This is a genomic window from Paraburkholderia hospita (assembly GCF_002902965.1).
Classification (GTDB): domain Bacteria; phylum Pseudomonadota; class Gammaproteobacteria; order Burkholderiales; family Burkholderiaceae; genus Paraburkholderia; species Paraburkholderia hospita.
In genome coordinates this window covers 396,606-414,848 of the sequence record NZ_CP026109.1, presented here as the reverse complement: position 1 = coordinate 414,848, position 18,243 = coordinate 396,606, and the positions used below count along the sequence as shown (strand labels likewise).

At 61.0% G+C, this 18,243-nt stretch carries 17 protein-coding genes and 2 pseudogenes; 11 read left to right on the top strand and 8 right to left on the bottom strand.

The window, feature by feature from the left end; all coding sequences use genetic code 11:
• Window positions 1-769: 769 nt before the first annotated feature.
• A protein-coding gene (locus C2L64_RS50880) for an IS3 family transposase (RefSeq protein WP_090837779.1) occupies window positions 770-1,989 on the top strand; the annotation gives its coding sequence in 2 pieces (ribosomal slippage) (window positions 770-1,103 and window positions 1,103-1,989; 1,221 coding nt in all).
• Between the two features lie 539 nt (window positions 1,990-2,528).
• On the opposite strand, the gene C2L64_RS55660 is transcribed toward C2L64_RS50880, so the two are convergent.
• The 4 genes from C2L64_RS55660 to C2L64_RS55650 all read right to left on the bottom strand — a co-directional run bounded on the left by C2L64_RS55660 (window position 2,529) and on the right by C2L64_RS55650 (window position 5,069).
• Window positions 2,529-2,858 carry a SagB/ThcOx family dehydrogenase gene (locus C2L64_RS55660; RefSeq protein ID WP_244212338.1) on the bottom strand — a complete coding sequence of 110 codons (330 nt, stop codon included), beginning with the start codon at window positions 2,856-2,858 and terminating at the stop codon, window positions 2,529-2,531.
• Between the two features lie 60 nt (window positions 2,859-2,918).
• Window positions 2,919-4,127 (bottom strand): SagB/ThcOx family dehydrogenase, encoded by a 1,209-nt coding sequence (locus C2L64_RS50875; RefSeq protein ID WP_244212337.1) that lies wholly within the window; start codon window positions 4,125-4,127, stop codon window positions 2,919-2,921.
• A 324-nt stretch (window positions 4,128-4,451) separates the two neighbouring features.
• A complete protein-coding gene (locus C2L64_RS56545) occupies window positions 4,452-4,772 on the bottom strand; it encodes an SHOCT domain-containing protein (protein WP_024163315.1) in 321 nt (106 codons plus the stop codon).
• A gap of 93 nt (window positions 4,773-4,865) precedes the next feature.
• Window positions 4,866-5,069, bottom strand: a complete 204-nt coding sequence (locus C2L64_RS55650) for a hypothetical protein (protein ID WP_244144534.1) — start codon at window positions 5,067-5,069, stop codon at window positions 4,866-4,868.
• A gap of 730 nt (window positions 5,070-5,799) precedes the next feature.
• On the opposite strand from C2L64_RS55650, the gene C2L64_RS54465 reads away from it, so the two are divergent.
• The 4 genes from C2L64_RS54465 to C2L64_RS53935 all read left to right on the top strand — a co-directional run bounded on the left by C2L64_RS54465 (window position 5,800) and on the right by C2L64_RS53935 (window position 8,646).
• A complete protein-coding gene (locus C2L64_RS54465; RefSeq protein WP_007741229.1) occupies window positions 5,800-5,958 on the top strand; it encodes a hypothetical protein in 159 nt (52 codons plus the stop codon).
• A gap of 58 nt (window positions 5,959-6,016) precedes the next feature.
• Window positions 6,017-6,490 (top strand): YbhB/YbcL family Raf kinase inhibitor-like protein, encoded by a 474-nt coding sequence (locus C2L64_RS50865; RefSeq protein WP_079495277.1) that lies wholly within the window; start codon window positions 6,017-6,019, stop codon window positions 6,488-6,490.
• A 233-nt stretch (window positions 6,491-6,723) separates the two neighbouring features.
• Window positions 6,724-8,229, top strand: coding sequence for a type I glutamate--ammonia ligase (gene glnA, locus C2L64_RS50860; RefSeq protein WP_007741227.1), 1,506 nt, complete (start codon window positions 6,724-6,726; stop codon window positions 8,227-8,229).
• A 120-nt stretch (window positions 8,230-8,349) separates the two neighbouring features.
• Window positions 8,350-8,646, top strand: coding sequence for a hypothetical protein (locus C2L64_RS53935; protein WP_143055795.1), 297 nt, complete (start codon window positions 8,350-8,352; stop codon window positions 8,644-8,646).
• A gap of 402 nt (window positions 8,647-9,048) precedes the next feature.
• On the opposite strand, the gene C2L64_RS50855 is transcribed toward C2L64_RS53935, so the two are convergent.
• A complete protein-coding gene (locus C2L64_RS50855) occupies window positions 9,049-10,269 on the bottom strand; it encodes an RtcB family protein (RefSeq protein ID WP_007741226.1) in 1,221 nt (406 codons plus the stop codon).
• 477 nt (window positions 10,270-10,746) lie between these two features.
• Here C2L64_RS50855 and C2L64_RS50845 point away from each other — a divergent pair, with 477 nt between their 5' ends.
• The 3 genes from C2L64_RS50845 (at window position 10,747) to C2L64_RS50835 (ending at window position 14,009) form a co-directional block, all read left to right on the top strand.
• Window positions 10,747-11,289, top strand: coding sequence for an arsenate reductase ArsC (locus tag C2L64_RS50845; RefSeq protein WP_079503602.1), 543 nt, complete (start codon window positions 10,747-10,749; stop codon window positions 11,287-11,289).
• A 162-nt stretch (window positions 11,290-11,451) separates the two neighbouring features.
• Window positions 11,452-13,449 (top strand): thioredoxin domain-containing protein, encoded by a 1,998-nt coding sequence (locus C2L64_RS50840; protein ID WP_090837822.1) that lies wholly within the window; start codon window positions 11,452-11,454, stop codon window positions 13,447-13,449.
• A gap of 212 nt (window positions 13,450-13,661) precedes the next feature.
• Window positions 13,662-14,009 (top strand): MTH938/NDUFAF3 family protein, encoded by a 348-nt coding sequence (locus tag C2L64_RS50835; protein WP_090837773.1) that lies wholly within the window; start codon window positions 13,662-13,664, stop codon window positions 14,007-14,009.
• A gap of 135 nt (window positions 14,010-14,144) precedes the next feature.
• Here the strand turns inward: C2L64_RS50835 and C2L64_RS50830 are convergent, their stop codons facing one another.
• The 3 genes from C2L64_RS50830 to C2L64_RS50820 form a co-directional block, all read right to left on the bottom strand.
• Window positions 14,145-14,432: a GYD domain-containing protein gene (locus tag C2L64_RS50830; RefSeq protein WP_007741217.1), complete on the bottom strand. Its 288-nt coding sequence runs from the start codon at window positions 14,430-14,432 to the stop codon at window positions 14,145-14,147.
• Between the two features lie 293 nt (window positions 14,433-14,725).
• The gene (locus C2L64_RS50825) at window positions 14,726-15,370 is read right to left on the bottom strand and encodes a 2OG-Fe(II) oxygenase family protein (RefSeq protein ID WP_090837771.1); all 645 of its coding nucleotides are present in this window, start codon (window positions 15,368-15,370) and stop codon (window positions 14,726-14,728) included.
• 83 nt (window positions 15,371-15,453) lie between these two features.
• Entirely contained in the window at window positions 15,454-15,948 is a 495-nt protein-coding gene (locus C2L64_RS50820; protein ID WP_090837768.1) for a DUF1269 domain-containing protein, read from the bottom strand.
• Here C2L64_RS50820 and C2L64_RS50815 point away from each other — a divergent pair.
• From C2L64_RS50815 to C2L64_RS50805, 3 genes and pseudogenes are all read left to right on the top strand, one after another.
• Window positions 15,947-16,345: pseudogene (locus C2L64_RS50815) on the top strand (transposase); the annotation flags it as partial. The gene C2L64_RS50820 and the pseudogene C2L64_RS50815 overlap by 2 nt on opposite strands.
• Before the next feature lie 2 nt (window positions 16,346-16,347).
• Window positions 16,348-16,694: pseudogene (locus C2L64_RS50810) on the top strand (hypothetical protein); the annotation flags it as partial.
• Between the two features lie 387 nt (window positions 16,695-17,081).
• On the top strand, window positions 17,082-18,230 hold the full coding sequence (locus C2L64_RS50805; RefSeq protein ID WP_090837765.1) for a c-type cytochrome: 1,149 nt from the start codon (window positions 17,082-17,084) through the stop codon (window positions 18,228-18,230).
• The last annotated feature ends 13 nt before the right edge of the window (window positions 18,231-18,243 follow it).

Sequence of the window (18,243 nt, the reverse complement as noted above, 5' to 3'; positions counted from 1 at the left end):
AGCGGACATTGAGATCATCGCCCGCATTGATTCGGACTGTAGAGGACCTACCGAGATGTCGGGTGGTGAAATGAGCGGCACCCACACAATTCAATGTTTAACTCACGTGAGATTTGAGGCAGAAGCAACGCGTCACGACGCGTCAAAAGTTCAGCGCCCGGTGTGACCGGCCGCACGCAGCAAGGAGCGCAGCCATCCACACAGCCAGCGATGTAGCAAAACGCAGATGCGCCTGCACAGTTTGTTACTGACACGTCCCATGGCGGCTCGCCAGCCACCCGAAGTGCCACGGGTGGCATCCGCTCATCGTCCTGCAATCCAAGACCGCAATGCGATGTCTTTTTCGGCAATTGAGCCGGAGCACCTGCTGTCGGCACTTGGTCCGCACGATGTCGTCGTGACAGCGCGCGGAGATAAGCATGATTTTGTGTCCCGCTACATTTGGCCTGCCAATGGCGGAGATGAAGATCCGGTGACCCGGATCTATTCACACGGCGCTTGCACCATTATGGTCCGACCGTTTGGGCAGGTCAGCACTCGTGGCCATGCAGGTGTCACGGCGCAGCGGGATACTTCATTTTCGCGTACAAAACGACCGGGTGTATATCTCTGCTCAGGCTGCTCAATATCTTGAAGGAACAATCGAAATCCCGGAAGCGCAGGAGTGACCGTTGTACCGTGTGGGCCGGCCCCCGCGAAAATCGGACACTGGGTAACGCTTAAACTATGAGGTAGTCTTCCGCCTATGTTTAAGCCTACAACTAACAACATGGAACCCGTTGAGGTTCTGACCCAGCCGGAGCAACGCCGACGGCGCTCGGTTGAAGAGAAACTGGCGATTGTGCGTGAAACCTTCGAACCCGGAGCCACCGTCTCCGGGGTAGCCCGTCGTCATCAGGTGAATGCGAACCAGGTGTTTGCGTGGCGCAAGCTCTTTCAGGACGGCAGCCTGTCGGCGGTGAGTGCCGGTGAGCAGGTGGTGCCGGCATCGGACCTGGCCGAAGCCATGAAGCAGATTCGCGAACTGCAGCGACTGCTGGGTAAAAAGACAATGGAAGTGGAAATCCTCCGCGAAGCAGTGGAGTATGGTCGGGCAAAAAAATTGATTGCGCGCTCACCATTGCTGCCGGGGGACGACCGATGAAGACGGTCTGTGAAGTCCTGGGTGTGTCGCGCTCGAATCTCGCAGTCAAATCAAGGCGACAGTCCGATTGGGTCGACCGACGCAAGACACCGACCATGGATGACAAGCCGCTTGTTGCACAGCTTCAGGAGCTCGTTGCCGACCTGCCCACATACGGCTACCGGCGTGCATGGGCGCTGCTCAGACGCCGTTGCGACGCGCTGGGCCGTCCACGTGTTAATGCAAAACGGGTTTATCGCGTCATGCGCGCCCACAACCTGCTACTTGAACGCCGTCCTCGCCATACCCCGTCCTCGCGGCGACACGACGGCAAAGTCGCGGTGGGCAGGAGCAATGCCCGCTGGTGTTCGGACGGCTTCGAATTCCGTTGCGATGATGGCGCGCCTTTGCGCGTTATCTTTGCACTGGACTGTTGCGACCGGGAAGCCATAAGCTGGGCGGCGACGACGGGTGGTTACACCGGGGACATGGTGCGCGACGTGATGCTTCAGGCGGTGGAGAACCGTTTCAATGGCGCGCTTAAGGCCGACAGCGAAATCGAGTGGCTCAGCGATAACGGTTCCTGCTACATTGCCGAGGAAACGCTGACGTTCTCGCGGAAAATCGGTTTAAAGCCCGTCACGACCCCTGTCAGAAGTCCGCAGAGCAACGGGATGGCCGAAAGTTTCGTCAAAACGATAAAGCGAGACTACGTTTCATGGATGCCCAAGCCTGACGTCAGAACCGCACTGCAAAACCTGGCTATCGCGTTTGACCACTACAACGACTCGCATCCGCACAGCGCCTTGAAATACTGCTCGCCACGCGAATTCCGCCAGCGCGCAACTTCACCAACCGAAGCGTGACCGCGTGTCCGGTCATGCAGGGGCAAGTCCACCGTGGAAGAGACCGTTGAGTGCCCGTTAGGTCGAAGGGCGGAAGTGCGGCGAGCTGGGCCGTTCGCCGTGGGACTGGGATCGGGCCATGAAGAGACTGCCCCCGGGCGAGATTGAGCTGCCGCTCCCGCGCGTTGAGCGGCCGTCAACGGGCGTGGCACTTCGGTCGCAAACCGGCACTTCGACTGCGCGTTGCAAACGGGGCAACGGAGACGCTTCCGATGCGATTGGCAATGCCGGGTCGCTGCGTCCATCACAAAATCACGCGCGTTCATGTCTTCGACGAAATGTCTGACCCGTTACGGTCTTGGAAAGCAGACCTTTGAGCGAACTTCGGACGGCGATTCTATGTTCCGTACTGGGGCAACCCGCATTCGGTCTTATCCCCACACCGACAGGTTTGCTTCGCCACGCGTTAATGACAAAGATGAGGATCACATAGTAAAAATTCAGTCGCCGGTTGATCCTGACGATTGCGGTCTCGCCAGGGGGAACATGGGACGCTCGCTTCAAGCCTGAACCTCATACGGCGGAAATGCAGAGAGGCGTGGATCGTCCACCGCGCCACCGACTGTGAAGTGATACAAGCTCTGCCAGGCGTGATCCTTCACTCCGAGCAGTGTGTGCATTTCGTCGTCAAAAAAGCAACCAACCCCCGTGGCACGCACTCCGGCGGCTTCGGCTTCGAGATAGAGAACCTGGCCGAGAATGCCGCATTCCCAGAAGAGGTGGCGGTAACGCCATGGTTGCTTCAGGGCGATTTCGAATCTCGCGATCATTCCCAGCGCAAAGCAGGCGTCGGCGGCAATATCCTGGTGGCAGCAGATCAACCTTGCCACGGTGCGCAAATCGTAAGGCAGTAGAAAATAGAGCGGCAGATAGTCCGGCCCGGGTCTTCTTCACAGCCATTCCGGACGCAGAGACTGCCTGAGAACCGGCAGCGCTCCGGGATTTCTCACGAGCATATACAGACCCGGCTCCAGGCCGTCGACGCGGTGTACAAATAGCGCCGCGTGCACTGCCGCAGGAGATATCAGGGCATTCCACGGCGGCGTGTCGCGACGTGGCAACAGGCACGCCAGCATGCTGAAAAAGGCCGCTTTGGCGATGCGCGTCGTACCATCGAAATTCACCGCGCCGCGACGCTGCCGGGCGATCTGGGCACAGCGGAGATCAAGGGCGGGCTGCGCAGGGGGCGGGCGCAGTTCTGGATTCGGCGAAGTCGGTTCGGGAGTCCGGGCCTTGTGCGTGGCGCGATGGATCGAATCGATATCCGGCCACTTCACGTATCCCGAGCTCAGCTGATTCGCGCGTCCGGACCACTGCGCCTTGTCCAAAGCGGTCCGCATGCGCTCAAGATCAGGCCGCCATTCAGGATTGCCAATCCAGAGCAACACATCCGGCGCCTCGGCTTCGGCGTCCACGAAATCTGCGCTGCGGTGCGATCCTAGCAAGTCGGCCAGTTCATCATCGGCAGCCGCCTCCACCAGCCGCGTCTGCCAGCCGAGCGCAGTCGCTGCGTAACTCAGCGCAGCGATGACATGGCCGCAATCGTGCTGGCAGTAGCGCCAGGCACGCATACCGTATTTCCACGCCTCGCGCCAGTGGATCGAGCTTATGCCGACCAGGACACCGCTGTCCGAAAACGCCTCAGTCCATCGCAGATCGTTCACTGCGGCGCGTTGTTCAAGCGCATGGTCCCGGCTCAGGTAGTGGTAGACCCCGGCGGACACACCGGGCAGAGCGGGACACAGCAGATAGCTCTCGGTCGGATGCAGGTTTCCGCTCGAAGGGTTGCAGCGCAGTGCCCACCGCTGGGCGCCATAAGATTTCCACGCCGACAGGCCGAGCGAGAGTTCGAACAGGATTGCCAGACTGGTTAGATCGAATGCGCGCGCGGGCGGCAGGGCGCCGCAGCGCAACGCGTTGTAGCGTGTAGTCAGTGTTTCCGCGGCTAACGGCAGATCTACGCGCGGTGTGCCGTGAAACACCCGGAACGGATCCGGCTGGGTTGTCCAGTCGAGCCTCCCGGGACCAGGGGCGTAGATGTTGACGTGGTGCTTGCTGCGTTCGTGATATTCAAGCAGCCCATGCCTTGTCCGGTCCATGTTCCCCCCTCAGGCCAGGAATCCCCGCATACGCGGCTGTACAAAGGCAGCTGGCTGGACGTTGAGGCGCAATCTCATTTCGGTCGTGGACGCAGGCGCGCTTCGGCACACTGCTGTTGCCTTTGGTGTCCACTGTACCGTGGCTGGCACTCGGCTTGTCTCCACGAAAGCCCATGGATGTTGCCAGCGCACAAGTCGCGCTTCAGGCGTCTTCAAAGGCATTCGAGGCTGCAGACTTCAAAAACTCGTGGCTATCCCAGGTTAGCCGCCATTCGCTACCCACCGAAATCTTTGCCCTGATTGCGCTGCGCAATGACCGGACGCTCACAAACGGCTCAGCAGCTCTGCTTTCTTGGCGGCGAACTCCTCATCGCTGAGAATCCCCTTCGCGTGCAATGCGGCGAGCTTCTCAATGGTGGCGAACACGTCTGCCTCGCGGGCGACCGACTGAGTGCTGACGGGCTCCTCCTGCACCGGCGACGCCGCCGGCTGCGGAACCCCACCGAACGAGACAACCGGCAGGCTGGCGACAGCAACCAGGCCGTGCTGGCTCGCGAATGTGAGGGACGCGCCGCGGGACTGCTGCTGCGAGAAGCCGCTGATCTGGTGATCGAGCGTATCGTAGACCGTCACCTTGCCGTTCACTTCGATCGCCAGGTGCCGGGGCGGTGCGAAGTAGGCATAGCGGACGTCGTTCTGGGCACCCGTTGTGTTGGGCCGCCCCAGATCAGCGGGCCATCAGTCGCCAGAGGTGCCGGGCGCGGGCGGAACGAACAGACTCACCGGTTCGACTGGTCCGGCTGCAGTCTGCTGCTGCTTCCTGCCACCGTAACCAGCGTTCTGCTGTTGTTGCTGGCGGCCACCGTCGTTGCCCTGCTGCTGGGTACCCTGGTTCTGCGACTGGAAGCTGCCGCTGCGAATCAGGTCGGGCTGGTTTGCCACCAGGCGGGAAAGCTCAGAACAGAATTACAGACTCCAGCATGCTCATCACCGCATCCGTGCTGAACCCATGTCGCTGGGCTACTTCTTCGATCATTGCTGGCCGGCGGGGGTGAGTTTTCGCATGGTGATCCACTCATGGTTTCTCGTGTTGCCTCCCGGGATGATGTTACCCCCAGGTAACTGCCACTGCGCGTTGTTTTGCGATGAGGCGTCTGTCACCTCCGACCTGTAACGATCGGCTAGGGATGCATCCCTGGGAACGAGCATACTCTGCGTGCCGGCTGTGCACCGTTGGCCAGGAGTCAGCACTCCGTTGGGCGCTTGATATGCGAGTCAAAGACCTCAGCATGTGTGAGCATTGGGTGCCGCTTTCGTGGTTACCTCGGCCGTTTAGATGTTTTCTCTTGCTGCTTCGCGGCTCTGCGGTACGTGTCAAGACCACCGCTCGCTTCATAACAGACGCTTGCGACGGACAGCATTGAGGAAACTTGGGTGACTGCTGTGGGTCCCATTTCTGCCGAACTGGCGGTGGGAATACAGCGAACTACCTCATCGACCGGCATCGGCCAGTTTCGGCCTGTCGCCGACGCGATCACGCGGTCATTCGAACGTCGCTTCCGCCCCCGGCAAGCTGTCGTTCAATCCGCGGATGCGTGCGCTCGTCGCACTCCACTTCGGTAAGCGCTGACCTAGAATATAAGCATGGTCGCGACCCAATAAGGAGGCTGCGATGACACAGTCCATGATCTACTTCGTTGTCGGCCTGGCGGTCTTGTTGATCGCAGGGTTCATGGTGGCGCAACGGTACAGGCGCGATCACCCAGAAGAGGGGATGGCCCTGTGGCTTGATTCGCACCATATGGGTTGGCTGCACCGGCACAAACATTGATGCCGCATCGCACATTGAATAGCCCGTATCAAACGGTTGCGACGCCGAGGAGCGCACCATGACCCTCGCGCTAACGTCGCAAGCCTTCCGACAGAACGGCGAGATTCCCGTGCAGCATACCTGCGAGGGCGCCGATGTATCCCCGCCACTCACCTGGTCCGGCGTGCCCGTGAACGCAAAAAGCCTGGCGCTGATTGTCGACGACCCTGACGCGCCGGACCCGGCCGCGCCGAAAACGACCTGGGTACATTGGGTGCTCTACAACATCCCGCCGACGGCAACCGGGCTGCCCGATGGCGCTACTGCGCAGGCTCTGCCGGGCGGCACGCTCGAAGGTATCAATGACTTCAAGCGTGCTGCTTACGACGGCCCGTGTCCGCCCGTGGGACGCCACCGCTATTTCCACAAACTGTATGCGCTCGACACCGTACTGCCCGATTTGAAAAACCCCAGCAAAGCGGCGCTTGAAAAGGCCATGCAGGGGCACGTACTAACCCACGCCGAACTCATTGGCACCTATCAGAAGCGATGAGCGATGACGTCGTTTCATGAATCGAGTTTGATGACGAAGAAAATTCAGTGGTGCCGACTATGAGGCCGACGCGGATCGCAATCGGTCGCCCCGAACCGACGCGACGTGCCCCACAGGAGAATGCCGGTAAGTGTCTTAGGGTTCGATCCATTTGCTTCTCGACAATGGAGTGCCGGTCGTAGCCGCTGCGCGTCAGCCGTTTCACTCGCACGGACCGGAAGAGGAGAAAGTCCATGGCCAGTACGCAAGGAATCACCGGCTCGCCGTTTGCAGTGTCCGTCGAAGCGGGCAGCTATCGCGTCATGCGTCCACAAAACGCAAGCGATGTGATCGACATGCTGCAAAAACACAGTATCCAGATCGTCGATCTGAAGTTCACCGATTTGCCTGGACTCTGGCAGCACTTCTCGATTACGCTCCCCGAAGTTCACGACGACCTGTTCAGTGCCGGAATCGGTTTCGACGGTTCGTCGATCCGCGGCTTTCAGGAGATCCACGAGTCCGACATGCTGCTCAGGCCGGACCCGGCAACCGCTTTCGTCGACCCGGTTAGCGGCACGGCGACCCTGTCGATCATTTGCGACGTAGTCGACCCGGTGCTGCAGCAACCGTATTCGCGCGATCCGCGCTACGTTGCAAAAAAGGCGGAGAACTATCTGCGCCAGACGGGCATCGCGACCACATGCTATTTCGGGCCGGAGCTGGAATTCTTCATCTTCGACTCGATCCGCTTTGGACAGGACCAGCACAGCGGCTACTACTATGTCGAATCGGCCGAAGGCGACTGGACCACCGGTCGGGACGAAGGCGCATACGGCGGTGGCAACCTCGGCTACAAGCAACGCTACAAGGAGGGCTACTTCCCGGTACCGCCCCATGACACGCTGCAGGAGATCCGCTCGGAGATCGCGCTGACGCTTCAGCAGGCGGGCGTACAGATCGAAGTGCATCACCACGAGGTCGCGACCGCCGGACAGAACGAGATCGACATGCGCTTTGCGACGCTCACCCGCATGGCCGACAACGTGATGATCTACAAGTACATCTGCAAGAACGTTGCGCGTCGGCACGGCAAGGTGGCCACCTTCATGCCGAAACCACTGTTTGCCGACAACGCGAGCGGCATGCATTGTCACCAGAGCTTGTGGAAAGACGAACTGAATCTCTTTTACGACGCGGACGGCTGGGCGCTGACTTCCGATATGTGCCGCTGGTACATCGGCGGACTGCTTCAGCATGCGCCCGCGCTCATGGCCTTCTGCGCGCCGACGACGAATTCCTACAAGCGTTTGGTGCCGGGGTATGAGGCGCCCGTCAATCTGGCGATGTCCCAGCGCAATCGTTCGGCTGCGGCGCGCATCCCGATGTATTCGGATTCGCCGAACGCGCGGCGCGTCGAGTTTCGCTGTCCGGACCCGTCGGCGAATGCGTACCTGGCGTTCGCGGCGATGATGATGGCGGGCCTCGACGGCATTGAAAACAGGACGGACCCGGGCGATCCGCTTGACCGGAACATATACGACCTGCCGCCCGAAGAGGCCAGCACCATACGGCAGGTGCCGGGTTCCCTCGAAGCGGCGCTGACCGCGCTCGAAGCCGACTACGCGTTTCTGCGTAAAGGCGATGTGTTCACCGACGACGTGATCCAGACCTGGATCGAATACAAGCGAAAACGAGAGATCGACACAATCAAACTGCGTCCGCATCCGTGGGAGTTTTACCTGTACTTCGATACCTAGAGAAGAACAAGGGGATCTGTCATGACCCGGTCGGCAGCTTTCATATCGACTATACGCGGTACCTCGGCCCCGGCGGTAAGCGTACCCAACTGTTACCCTCCTTTGCGCTGGGCGTGCTGCTTGACGCTGATTGAACTGCTCAGCTACCGCCTGGTCGATTGCACGACGCCCGATGACGCGACGCGCCGTCGCGACCCGGACACCGTCAGCAACTACATTTCCATTGCGGTTGATGCGGCACCATCCCATGCGGCCCCTTGTATGCAGCGAACGCCGGCGGCGTCCATCCGTCCGGCATCTGCGGCCCGATTTCGATCGGCCTTTGCCCGGAATACGCAAACGTCCCCATCACCCCAAAGATCGGTCAGTCGGGAGGCCGATGGCGACTGGTCGCAACGGGTCGAATTCACCCGTTGATTGATGCATGGAGATGCCGTTCGAAGTTGACACGCAACGAATGGCCGGTCTGAGTCGTTGAGCGGCCTTTGCCGCGTCGATAGGAGAACGTCACCTATGGCCGATGACTTGTCCGGCAGTGGCCATGCCAAGCGGCTGTTTGACTCTGATACCTGCCGTTGAACGTCTGACGACTCGACCGCCGGCTATGGAGACGCGCGCTGACGTCGGTGGCAACGAACATGGCGATCGAGCGCGGCGATCGGCGGTTTGGCCATTTCCTGCCATCGCCGCTTGCGCCCGCAGACGCTCAAACTGCCGTTCCGCGAATGGCAGGCAGCCAACAGATGACAAGGCCAGAGCTGATACACGACCGACATCCGGGTTCGGTGCCTGCGTGGTGGTCGAAAAAAACGTCAGGTCCTAACCTTTCACACAAACCACCTGTCGCAGCGTATGCACCACCTCGACCAGATTCCGCTGCGCGGACATCACCGCGTCGATGTCCTTATAGGCCATCGGAATTTCGTCGATAACCCCTGCATCCTTTCGGCATTCGACATGCTCCGTCGCGCTGATCTGATCCTGGACCGTGAAGCGCCGCTTGGCCTCTTTACGGCTCATTGCGCGCCCGGCGCCGTGACTGCATGAGCAGAAGCTCTCTTCGTTGCCGAGGCCGCGAACGATAAAGCTCTTCGCGCCCATCGAACCGGGTACGATGCCGAACTCGCCCGCCCGCGCCGACAACGCTCCTTTACGCGTTACAAATATGTCGACGCCAAAGTGCCGCTCTTTCTGTACGTAGTTGTGGTGGCAGTTCACCACGTGCTCGTCGATGGTGAAGGGTTTGCCGATCGTTGCGCGCACCGCGTCGATCACGGCATTCATCATGACCTCACGGTTGCAGCACGCGTACTGCTGTGCCCAGCCGACTGCTTCCACGTAGTCATCGAAGTGCCGGCTGCCTTCCCTGAAGTACGCAAGATCCTTGTCCGGAAGATTCGCAAGGTGTTGACGCATGTCGGCCTGGGCCAGCGTAATGAAGAGGCTGCCAATCGCGTTGCCCACGCCGCGTGATCCGCTGTGCAGCATGAACCAGACGCTGTCATCGCCATCGAGACATACCTCGATGAAGTGATTGCCGCTGCCGAGCGTGCCTACGTGCGCGTGGTTGTTCGTGCGCGCGAGGGAAGGATACTTGTCGACGATGCGCTGAAAACTGGGCGCCAGCAGCTTCCAGGCGTCGTCGACGACTGGCGGGGGACGCGACCATGCACCCGGATCGCGTCGCCCCACCGCACCGCCGTGCGGCACGGCGCGTTCGATCGCGCTGCGCACGCGGGAAAGCGAAGCGGGCAGGTCCGCGGCCGTCAACGTTGTACGAACCGCCATCATCCCGCAGCCGATATCGACGCCCACGGCCGCCGGGATGATTGCGCCCTGTGTCGGAATCACGCTGCCGATCGTCGAGCCTTTGCCCACGTGCGCGTCTGGCATGACGGCAACGTGCCTGAATACGAACGGCATGCGGGCCATGTTTCTCAACTGCCGGCGACACGCCTCCTCAATAGCCACGCCCTGTGCCCACATCTTCACGGCCTTGCCGCTTGCCACTTCCATTAGTTGATAATCGACCGGACTCATGCCTCTCCCTTCGTCAGCTTCGCTCATCGGCACGGGTCAGTGTGCGCGGTACGGCATTAGCGTGAGCCGGTTTTTCTGTTTCGACAAGTATTCACATGTACTCGAGCGCGCAGCACGGTCCCGTTGTATTCAAGGTTGACACCGGAGGCGCGAAGCATCCGCATCGTCCACGAAGCGGGCACGCGCGGCTATGGACTTTACGGTCAGCTCGTGCAGAAGGGATTCGACTGCATCGTGCGTGCACCGTCACTGATTCCGAACAGGCGCGGCAAGCGCTGCGTCGCCGCGATTTACGGCAGATCAGGGTCAACGGGCACGCGTTAATTGAGCATTGGCATTGCAAGACAGCCCTATCGATCCGGTCGCTGAGCACGGCATTCTCCGTACCGCACGTGACGGGACTAGACTTAAGAGGTTGATACGCGGACCGCACCTTTCTGATGCGACGTTCGCGACCGTTCCTTCCGGGAGCCGTTCATGAATGACCGGACGTATAACGTGCTCTTTCTTTGCACCGGCAACTCGGCGCGCAGCGTGATGGCAGAGGCGCTACTTGCTACGCTGGGGAAAGGTCGGTTTCGCACCTACAGCGCAGGCAGCAATCCAATCGGAAAGATCAATCGTTTCGCCATCGAACAGGTGCGCAAAACGGGGTATGACCTGGCGAATCTGCGCAGCAAATCCTGGGACGAGTTCGCCATCTCCGAACCGAGCGCACCCCATATGGACTTCGTTATTACCGTGTGCGATCAGGCCGCGGGCGAGGTATGTCCGTTGTGGCCCGGCCATCCCGCATCGGCACACTGGAGCTTCTCCGACCCCGCCGCCGTGGAGGGGCCGGATGAAAGCAAACGTGCTGCATTCAAACAGGTTTTCCAGCAGATTCGATGCAGGGTCGAGGCGCTCGTCGAGGTGCCACTGGACGAACTCGACGCCGCCGCCATTCGCGCCGCGGTGCGACGGATTAGCGACATCGACGTCACGGCCATCGGCACATCCGGGATGCCGACGCGAGGCTAGAGCTTTCGAAGAGCAATTCCGATTGTCTGGTTTTCTGGTGGCGGCTACGGCCGACGGACGGGTCGATGAGCGCGTCGCACAGTTGGCCGCGCCCTTGCAGGGCACGCGACCCTGCCCGAATTGATCATGAGCGCTGGTGGGTGCGCCCGTATGGAGACCAGCATGACAAACCGGCTTGCTACAGAATCCTCGCCTTATCTCCGCCAGCATGCGGACAACCCGGTGGACTGGTATCCGTGGAGCGACGAGGCGTTTCGCCGCGCGCGCGAGGAAAACAGGCCGATCCTTCTCTCGGTGGGCTACGCCGCGTGCCACTGGTGCCACGTCATGGCGCACGAGTCCTTCGAGAATCCGCGCATTGCCAGCCTGATGAATGAGCGCTATGTCAGCATCAAGGTCGATCGGCAGGAGCGTCCCGACATCGATGAAATCTACCAGCAGGTCAGCCAGATGATGGGACAGGGAGGCGGCTGGCCGCTTACCGTGTTTCTCACGCCACAGGGAGAGCCGTTCTTCGGCGGCACCTATTTCCCGCCGGACGATCGCTATGGCCGCCCCGCGTTCGCGCGCGTGTTGATAGCCCTGAGTGAAGCCTGGCGGCATCGGCATGATGAACTGCGGGACACCATTGTGCAGATTCAGCAGGGCTTCCGGCAGCTCGATCAGGCACAGCAGGGCGGGCCAACCGCCGCTGTCGAAGATCTGCCTGCACAGACAGCACGCGCCTTGACACGGGACACTGACCCGGCTCATGGGGGGCTCGGCGGCGCGCCCAAGTTCCCCAATCCGAGCTGTTACGACCTCATGCTACGCGTCTATGAACGAAGCCGCGAACCCACGCTGTTTGACGCATTGGAACGCACACTCGACCACATGGCGGCGGGCGGCATCTATGACCAGGTCGGCGGCGGGTTCGCCCGCTATAGCGTCGACGCGCATTGGGCCGTGCCGCACTTCGAGAAAATGCTGTATGACAATGGCCAGCTTGTAAAGCTGTACGCGGATGCCTATCGCCTGACTGGCAAGCGAACATGGCGCTGCATCTTCGAGGAGACCCTCGCCTATATTCTGCGCGACATGACGCACCCCGAAGGCGGCTTCTACGCCAGCGAGGATGCCGACAGCGAAGGCCAGGAAGGCAAATTCTATTGCTGGATGCCCGCCGAGATCAAAGCAGTCCTTGGCGAGTCCGAAGGCGCACTGGCCTGCAGGGCCTACGGTGTGACAGAACGCGGCAATTTCGAGCACGGCGCCACGGTACTCCACCGTGCGGTCGAGTTGGACGCGCTGGAAGAAACGCAGCTCGCAGGCTGGCGCGAGCGGTTGCTGGCGGCGCGCGCCCGACGTGTGCGCCCGGCCCGGGACGACAACATTCTCACCGGTTGGAATGGTCTGATGATCGCGGGGCTCTGTGCCGCCTTCCAGGCGACGGGTGTCCCCGAGTATCTCAGCGCGGCAAAGCGTGCCGCCAATTTTATCGGGAACGAACTGACACTTGCCGATGGCGGCGTATTCCGGGTCTGGAAGGACGGCGTAGCCAAGGTGCCGGGGTTCCTCGAGGACTACGCCCTTCTCTGTAATGCACTGCTCGACCTCTACGAATCATGCTTCGACAGGCGCTACCTCGATCGTGCGATCGAACTCGCGACCCTCATCCTTGACAAGTTCTGGGAGGACGGGCTGTATTTCACACCGTGCGATGGCGAGCCCTTGGTGCACAGGCCCCGTGCCCCATACGACAGCGCCTCGCCATCTGGCATCTCATCGAGCGCATTTGCCTTCGTGCGTCTGCATGCACTCACCGGGCGCGATCTCTACCTTGACCGCGCCGAGCACGAATTCCGGAGATACGAGACGGCAGCAGGCAGCGTACCATCCGCCTTCGCGCACCTCATAGCCGCGAGGGACTTCGTGCAGCGCGGCCCGCTCGAGATCGTCTTTGCCGGCGAGAAATATTCAGCCGCAGTGCTGGCAACTGGCGTTCACCGCGCCTACCTCCCCGCACGCGTGCTGGCTTTTGCAGAACACGTGCCGATCGGCCGGGAGTGTCACCCGGTCGACGGCCGGGCCGCGGCATATGTGTGCCGGAATCGCACGTGCGCTGCACCCATGACCGAAGGCAACGCGCTCCTTGAATATTGCTTGTCCGGTAGGGTGTGACGGTGCCGGATCGATCCATGCACGCTCTTTTTGAACCCCGGCTTGTCAACAACGTGTTCGGCACCCAGGTCTGTATGTGGACTTTCGCGACGAACGCCGCGCTGTTCTAGTGCGGCTACATCGAATGTGTACCTCGAACGGCATCGTTCGTCGGACGCCTGTTACCCCTGATACCATGAGCCGTGATTCTTGCAGGATGAGTGGAGGCGGGTATGCACTTCGATGCGTTTTCCTTCGGTTCCATCCGCATAGATGGCGTGACTTTCGAGCATGACGTGGTGATCGACCGCGGGCAGGTTCACAAGCGCAAGAAAAAGCCATCCAAGGCGTTCCGCGAATTGTTCGGGCATACACCGGTATCGACGGCTGAGGCTATTCCCTGGAATTGCCAGTGCCTTGTGATCGGCACCGGCACCGGGGCACTGCCGGTGATGGACGAGGTAAGGCAGGAGGCCGAGCGCCGGAAAGTCGAACTCGTTATCGTGCCGACGGAGGAGGCCATCGCCAGACTCAAGGTGAAGACGGAAGGAACCAACGCGATTCTGCATGTCACGTGCTAGGGGGCGCATTGCGTGCAGCGTTTCACAGGCGAGCCAGTTCGACCGGTACACCGCAGGTCGCCAGGCCGCCTTGCCACGGAAAGCCGGGTGAGCGTGTTAGTCCGATACGCCTTCGCAGGGGAACATGCATCACGGCTACAGCGCCCCGATGAAATCGCTCCACACAGTCGCTTGCATCGTCTCGGTGGCGGCATGCCCATAACCTCGGATGATCAGCGCCGCAAGCTCAAGCTGTTTCAGATCGTTCGACTCGACAATGTCCACGACGTCGAATCGCCCGAGTGTCAGATAGCTCGCTTTCCAGGTAACGGCAGGGCATTCATCTTTGATCTTCTCCGCCACGGTGGTGGCGATCTGTTTGAGTTCCTTGGGGTCCTTGAACGCGTCAGGAGCGAGGCGGCTGAGGATGACGTAGGTAGTCATGTAATACCTCCGTGGGAAATTGCTCCACGCTCGGGCACGGTAGCCACTTAAATGCGGACGGCCACCGGTCAGGCGGTGCATTCCTATGCGTCTTGATTATAGTAAGGTCGCTGTCCTTCGGACCTGAGGTCGCGGGCCGCCGTGAACGAGTGCCATCGAGTAATACGCGACGGGGCGTTGGCCTTCGAAGCTTTCCATGACGGGAAGATTGGATTCTTATTGTCAACAGGCGGCCTGGCATCAGGACTCAGACGTGAGGGGAAATGGCCAGTTGGGCTTGCGCGCGGCGCACGTCACGGCGGCCCCCAGAGCGGCGGGCTCATGACCTCGTCATAGTCGGCAAACATGATGTTAAAGCTGATGCTCACGCGTGCCCGCGCGCTCGTATTTGCCGACACCGAATGGGGTAACCAGGCCGGGAATATTAGCAACGTGCCTTCGCTGACCGGAACGACCACCTGATCTGTGTTGTACGCCGTTAACTCGGTGACGGGTGGACGGATGATGGCCGTCTGCGGGCGCGGATCATGGAAGTTGATCGTGTCCGCGCCGGTTTGCGAGCGCAGGTAGTACACGCCGCTCAGGAAGTTGTTTGGATGAGTGTGCATCGCGTGTGTCCCGCCTGGCGTCAACACATTGATCCAGCATCCGGTGAGGTGAAATGGGGCGTTGTCCACTTTGAGAAATGTGAGTACGTCGCGCGCGGCTTGGTCGATAAGCGCGATCAGCGCAGCGAGCTCGGGCTTTTCATGTTGCTGGTGGCTGGATTGCCATGTGGTGCCGCTATCGGTGCCATTGCCGCTCCGGATCAGGGCGTCGATGTACGCCATCAGATCCCGATCCAGGGGTTCGTAACACGCTGGCTCGAGGCGGCGCTGCCACACGAAAGTCGGAAAGAGACGGATGATGTCCGGAGTGGAAGTGGAGATTGCCATCATCCTGCGCCTGATGCGCTGTATGGGATACTCACTTGTCACTATAGGTCGGATGCCGGCACTTGTTTCCTGCACGCGTTGTGCGGTCAAAGGCGCGGAGGTGGAACTAGCCTTGGCCAGTTGTGGATCGCGGAAGCCATCTGCTCGATCTCATGTTCGCGCGATCCAGGCACGTCGGCCATGATCAAGAGCTGGGCATCACGTATGGCGCCACGAAAGCGTTCGAGTCGTGCATTCGGTTCGTCGACGCCGATCATCGTGGCCGTCCAGGCCCCGAAGCCGGCACCTGCCAACGTCAATGCGACGACGGCTCCGCCCGCAAATGCGAGCTCCGCGGGAGGAAACACCAGTGCCACGAGGCCGAGAAGCGCGCCGGTCGCACCGCCGAGCGCCACGCCGCGTTCGAGCGAGCGCACGACGTCGCTGCTTTGCAGCAAGGATGCCTCGCGTAACTGTTCGAGCGCGACACTGTGATTCGCGAGAACATGGATATGTCGCCATGTCATCCCCGCCCGCAGCAAGTCGTCTACGATCGCCTTCGCCGTCGTCGTGTCAGGTACGAGGAAATAAAGACGTCTCATGTCGCGGTTTACCGACGAGCAGATGGTCACGATCCTGCGTGAGGCAGACAAGGCGCCAGTCGCCGAGGTCGCAAAAAGCAGGGGATCAGCGAGCAGACGATCTACAACTGGCGGCAGCATTTCGGCGGTCTGGAAGCTGCCGATGTGAAGCGGCTCAAACAGCTCGAGCAGGAGAATGCGCGGCTGAAGAAGATGCTGGCGGAGCGGGATCTCGAGCTGGACGTGATGAAAGAGATCAACGCAAAAAGTGGTGAGCGCGCCCTCCAGACGCCAGCAGGTTGCCTACGCGAAAGCGTGGGGACTGTCGGAGCGACGTGCGTGCGCGCTGATATCGGTCGCCCGGTCAGCGTTGCATTACGGTTCGAAGCTTGCTGAGCGGGACGCGCCTGTGCTCGCGTGATGGTGATGGGCCCGAGTGCGCTCGAACAGATGTCGCTCTTCAGCTTTGGCATCGTGACGACGGTGCTCGTACTGCACTACGTGCTCGGCGCCATCATGGCCATGGGGATGATTCTCGGAGCGGTTATTGCGCATTTCCACTTCGATTCGAGTGTGGGCATGGAGGGTGTCATCGGGGTGGCCTTCGGGATCATCGCGTATGTGTGGAACATGTCATGACGGCCGTGTTCCCATGGTCCGTCTCGGAGCGGGGATCCGGACCCTTGTTGGCAAACCTGCTGTTCGGTGCGGTCACCGCAATCGTCTACGGCATGCTGAAACGGCGCACGCGGGACGCGATGCACTGACGTGCCGTTTTTTCCCGGCGTGCCGATAGAGTCTGTTCACGTGTGCGACGTACGCGCGTCGCACACGTGAACAGACCCTAAACACCCGGCGCCTTCGGGAGACGGCCGGCTGGGCAACCAATGCTAGGGGCGGCCGTTTGCATTGCATCGCAGCAAGTGACTCCTCCATTCGCGCGATCCGTATATGTGGCGCGCTTCCCCCTTGCGCTGCCTTGCACGTTGCAAAGGAGAGGACTACCTTTGATTTAGAGCCGCTTGTAACGCTCAGCGAAGCGGTCCTGGCAGATGTGCCGGCGCAGGCAGTACGAAGTACGGCAAGGCGGCACAACGACGCCAGGAGCCTTTTTAGTTAGCGGCTCCAGCGAGTGACGCGCAGCGAGGTGGCGTATGGCGCTTGCGATTGCCCTGAGCCTGATCATCGTATTGGCGGTAGGGTTTCACTTTGCCAGTCCCTGGTGGATCACACCGATCGCCTCGAACTGGGTGCGCATGGACGACATGCTGACGATCACGATCGTCATTACCGGCGCGCTCTTCATCGCGATCAACCTGTTCATCGTGATCGCACTGGTGCGCTACCGCCACCGCAGGGGTCATCGCGCTGCTTACGAGCCGCACAACAAGCGGCTGGAATGGTGGTTGATCGGCCTGACCTCTGTCGGCGTGGCAGCGTTGCTGGCGCCGGGGCTCTTCGTCTACGCGGACTACGTACGGCCGCCGTCCAACGTGCTGCAGATGGAAGTGCTCGCCCAGCAATGGCAATGGCGCTTCCGCTTTGCCGGCCCCGGTGGCAAGCTGGGCACGACGGACGTGCGCTACATCAGCAACGACAACCCCTTCGGCCTGAACCCCGGCGACCCCAACGGCCGTGACAACTACCTGATCGAGACGCCCGAGGTGCACCTGCCGATCAACCGGCCGATCCAGGTCCTGACACGGTCGCGCGACGTGCTGCACGACTTCTACGTACCGCCGTTCCGTGCGCGCATGAACATAGTGCCCGGCATGGTGACCACCTTCTGGTTCACGCCGACCAAGGCAGGGCGTTACGACATCCTGTGCGCGCAGCTTTGCGGTATCGGGCACTCCAACATGCGCGGCGTGGTGGTGGTGGAAGACGAAGCATCGTTCTCGCGCTGGCTGGCGCAGCAGAGCACGTTCGCGCAGCGGCAGCAAGCCAAGGTGCAGGCCGCACCCGCCGCTGCAGGCGGCAGCGCCCAGGCGCTCGCTGACCAGGGCAAGGCGCTCGCAGAGGCCAAGGGCTGCATCGCCTGCCATACCGTGGACGGCAGTCCGCGCGTGGGCCCCACCTGGAAGGGCCTGTACGGCAAGACCGAAACGATGGCCGACGGCAGCACCGCGAAGGTGGACGAAGCCTATCTGCGCGGCTTCATCCGCGACCCGAAGGCCCGCGTCGTGAAGGGCTTCTCACCCATCATGCCGAACTTCGACCTGAGCGAGCAGGAGCTGACCGCGCTGGTGACCTACATCAAATCGCAAGGCGGCCCGGCCGCCAGCAGCGCAGCCCAACCCTAGCGGAGCAGACGCA